Source organism: Endozoicomonas ascidiicola, assembly GCF_001646945.1.
GTDB lineage: Bacteria > Pseudomonadota > Gammaproteobacteria > Pseudomonadales > Endozoicomonadaceae > Endozoicomonas > Endozoicomonas ascidiicola.
This window is the reverse complement of sequence record NZ_LUTV01000001.1, coordinates 847,353-851,064: the sequence shown is the minus strand read 5'-3', so window position 1 is coordinate 851,064 and position 3,712 is coordinate 847,353. Positions and strand designations below refer to the sequence as shown.

The following is a 3,712-nucleotide window of genomic DNA, read 5'->3' as shown; positions in this document are numbered from 1 at the left end:
CCAGTAACTGAGAAATGAATTCGATGCCACCATGCCCAAGCTTTATCGCTTCAATCGCAGCATAGCGACGACGATCCCTCTCGTTGAGTGACTGATAAAACCGAACCATTTGAACCTCTACTGTCGTCGAATAACTGCCCAAGATGACCTCCTGCACTCATGCGGAGCAATTATCGACGATTCCTGATCTCTTGAAAATAGGGAAGTTAATTGGGGACTATTCCTTAGCTTTTCCATGGGCTTGCTGGTGTCGGTAACCTCTTTGCCCGGTATTACGACCCAGCTCTCGGGAAAACGTGCTCTGTGAACGTCCTAAAGCCTTGGCAATCTTGTTTTGAGAGACTCCTTCTTTCAGTTGAAGTTCAGTATAATGTCTCTCTTCAAGGCTCAGGTGTCTATAGGCCATTCTTGGCTCCTCTGTATGATTTAGTCGCTTTACAGAATACCCCTGAGTCTTGATTCAATTCAAAGGTGTGTGGCGTTCAGTTGATTACAGAGGTTATGCACTTATGATACGAATTCAGGGATTACTGTTACTTTTTTATAAAAAATATGAAACTTATTCCTTATCTCTCAATCAAAATGTTTGATAGCAAATTACTACCTACTTATAATAGGATATATAAATATGGTACCACGCTCATTTTCTCAACCGCCGGTATTTCAAGCCAGTGGAGCAGAGCCTTTCGTTTCAGATGCTGATAACCAAGAGCAGGAAATGGCGAGTGCATTTTCAAGAAGCGTTAAAGAACATGAGTTTTGCGAAAAAGTCTGTAGTGATATCACTCAGGTTAATTATTTTTACACAACGACATTACACATATTAAAAAAACAACATGAGCTTGATAATTGTGAACGATGTAAAATTTATCAGAATGCAAGAAAAAACAACAAGATAGTATCTCCACATCCTGCTTCAGTTATGTTGACACATTCTCAGTTTCCAGAAAGTCAATTTAACAAAACCACTTATAGTGAAAAAAAAACTGGAGATAATTCTAAATCAAACTCCTTGCCTTCTGCTTCAAGCAGTGACGGTCGCCAATGTTCGCCAGACTTTTCAATAGATGAATGTTCACAGCGTATTGGTCTTGAATCAGAAACATCACATATTGTGGTGAGCAGTAGTCGAGAATTAAAAAAATATCATCAACTTGCAACAACTCAAACCGTGATTTCCGGATATCCATTACTAGCAATTACAATTGACATTCTCAGTTATCCAGGAACCCATAGTCCAATCAATAATTTTTTCCCATATTCAATTGAATTAGTGACTGGTCCTTTAACCTTTGGTGATTATTTAAATTTACAGGTAGGGGATATGTTAGAGATATTAAAAAATGAACTAGGAAACATTCAAGGAATAATAATTTTCTCCGCGGTGCTGAGCAAGGTCAACGCCAGATTTAAGAAAGAAGGGGTGCGAGACATATTTCAGTTGGTGGAGCACCGCTTAAATGATAGCGGTGATGCTGATTATATTTTTCTTTCAAAAAATGCTCGACGAGTGACTGACAGTCCTGATCTCTGGAGTAATCAGAGTACGTTATCCATACCGTATAAAAAAATACAGGATTTTTATAGTTATTTACAGGATTTATCTAAGTTAGTATCAAACATTAATGAGGTGGGAAGACTGGCTAGAACTAAGCAGAAGGATAGAGATAATAGTTTGAACGTAATACTTGATATTACTCGTGAATCTGTTTCAAATATCAAACCACGTGTGATATGTGATTTAATATCAGGAAATGAACTCATTAATCACAGTTTTGCGAGTTTAAGCGTAATAGGTTTTTTTTATAAAGAATTGATTAGCAGGTTACATCTTGCAGGTGATAATAAGAACATGGAAATGCTCAAGTCATTTCTATATCATCTGTCTTATACTATCATATCTTATCGAAATAACATGAGTTTTATAGATTTTGGAAAATATCGTCCCAGTTACCTTAATAGTATAAAGGCAACTACTTACCTGTTAAGAGTGAATATTGATCAAGAGATTATGGAGATTTTGTCAGATCAAGAAATTGATATTTTGAAAACTAAAGCTAGTTGTCCTAACTATTTCTACAAACTAATTAAGAAATTATTGACTGATATTAGTATGACTGAGATTAGTCAAATAAAGAGCAATGTTGGTTATTCTGTATTTCCTGCTCGATTACCTATTGATAGAGATAACTATTATGATCAATGGTTGCAAGGTCTTTCAGGTGATATTTATCATCTGATGATATTAAGGGCTAAACATGGCAAGTGTACAGTGCACGATATTCAAACTGGACATCAATATATTCTGATAAAAAATGATGATAAAGAGGAAAGAGTTCTCTTACCTACCAATTTCGCAAATGCTACCGCTAGAATGGAGTTGACTTCTGAGCATGATCATTATTATTTTTCCCATCCGATAGACATACATGATGGTAAACCCTGGGTACATATTGAATTTAGGAATGTAGGGTTTGATGATTTTACTTCTACATTCTGTTTGTCTCCATTTAACTCGCTGTCCGAATGGAGAAGTGGAGGGGGCTCCTTAAACTATTTTGAATCTTTGATTGTAGACGCTACTAAGGAATAGTCCCTTAATTACTTCCACTTGTCTGTCGCTCCGTTGGTGTTGAGCTTGACAAAGTGTCAAAAGGCATGGGTTCAAGGCCCATGGCTCGAGCTATACACCCTTCGACTCCGCTCAGAATGAATGGAGAACGAGGTCTAAATCGGGAAGTTATTAAAGGGCTAAGGGTAGAAAGTATATAAAGGAGAAAGTATAAAAAGTATATAAGTATAAAGGACTAAGTATAAAGGACATCCAGTGCGCCGAGGTAAATCGGCAAGAGATTGAAGGTGAAAGCCCTTCATCCGGTAAGGTTTAGCAAGCCGCCGGATAGCGTAAACGACTTTTCTGGGTGTCTATAGAGACATCTCTAAACTTTTCGGGCTCTTTGAAGACGTCAAGAAGAGATGAAAGCGTCATCTCCTCATTATCTTCAAGGCTTTTCAGGAAAGTGTAAACCTGAGACAGAGGCATGGTCTTCGGTCCGATGACAGTCCGAGGCCCGAAGATCGGTTTCTTGTTTTGACGGCCTAGGAGGCTGTCGGACTTGAAAGTAAAAACCGGAGATGGGCCGCAATAAAGTCAAAAATCACAGAATCCAGTCTGGAAGTGCTGTTTATGTCGTCAGTCTCTTTTGCCCAAATATCGCAAATGCATGCGACAAATAACCTGTAAGCTGAAATAAACTGCATAAAAATGATACTTTCCTGAAGATCTTTCAGCATCAGCGTAAACATCCGCTTCAGGTTAAAACCCATGCACAGAAGATCCCATTCAGCAGACACTGCTTCTAGACCACGGACCAGAAATTGACGGTATCCCATCACTTCCTTCTGTATCCCAAACGTTGGCTCAATGGTGCTTTTTCTCAATGCATACACCGCCCGTCCTTCCCTGGTTTGCAATCGCCAACGCATCAACTCCAGTGCGGTAACATCATCGCCTGCGGGCATCGGCTCATCGGGCTTAAAGCGCTCCAGTAAAGGTTTGTTATGGGCATCCTTATTTTCTGCAATGTAAGGGATAGCTCCAAACTTATCCACAGCAGACACATTGCCCTGACTGAAGTAGCCCGTGTCGGCAAGAATCGCGCTGGGCTTGCCAATCTGCTCTGCACGAGAGGCCAGTTCTTCGAGGGCAGGC

General features: G+C 39.5%; 3 protein-coding genes and 1 pseudogene. 1 reads left to right on the top strand and 3 read right to left on the bottom strand.

Annotated features, from left to right (window positions below; all coding sequences use genetic code 11):
* Positions 1–238: 238 nt before the first annotated feature.
* A pseudogene (locus AKL11_RS26410) lies at positions 239–406 on the bottom strand (helix-turn-helix domain-containing protein); the annotation flags it as partial.
* A 222-nt stretch (positions 407–628) separates the two neighbouring features.
* Here AKL11_RS26410 and AKL11_RS25000 point away from each other — a divergent pair.
* A complete protein-coding gene (locus tag AKL11_RS25000; protein WP_157673390.1) occupies positions 629–2,593 on the top strand; it encodes a hypothetical protein in 1,965 nt (654 codons plus the stop codon).
* Between the two features lie 291 nt (positions 2,594–2,884).
* Here AKL11_RS25000 and AKL11_RS24995 read toward each other — a convergent pair whose 3' ends face one another.
* On the bottom strand, positions 2,885–3,043 hold the full coding sequence (locus tag AKL11_RS24995; protein WP_157673389.1) for a hypothetical protein: 159 nt from the start codon (positions 3,041–3,043) through the stop codon (positions 2,885–2,887).
* A 56-nt stretch (positions 3,044–3,099) separates the two neighbouring features.
* Positions 3,100–3,712 (bottom strand): transposase (locus tag AKL11_RS03390; RefSeq protein ID WP_157673410.1); only part of this gene is annotated, 613 nt, incomplete at its 5' end.

Coding starts and splice junctions, on each gene's coding strand:
- AKL11_RS25000 (WP_157673390.1), top strand. CDS start 629: ATGGTACCACGCTCATTTTCTCAACCGCCGGTATTTCAAGCCAGTGGA.
- AKL11_RS24995 (WP_157673389.1), bottom strand. CDS start 3,043: ATGCCTCTGTCTCAGGTTTACACTTTCCTGAAAAGCCTTGAAGATAAT.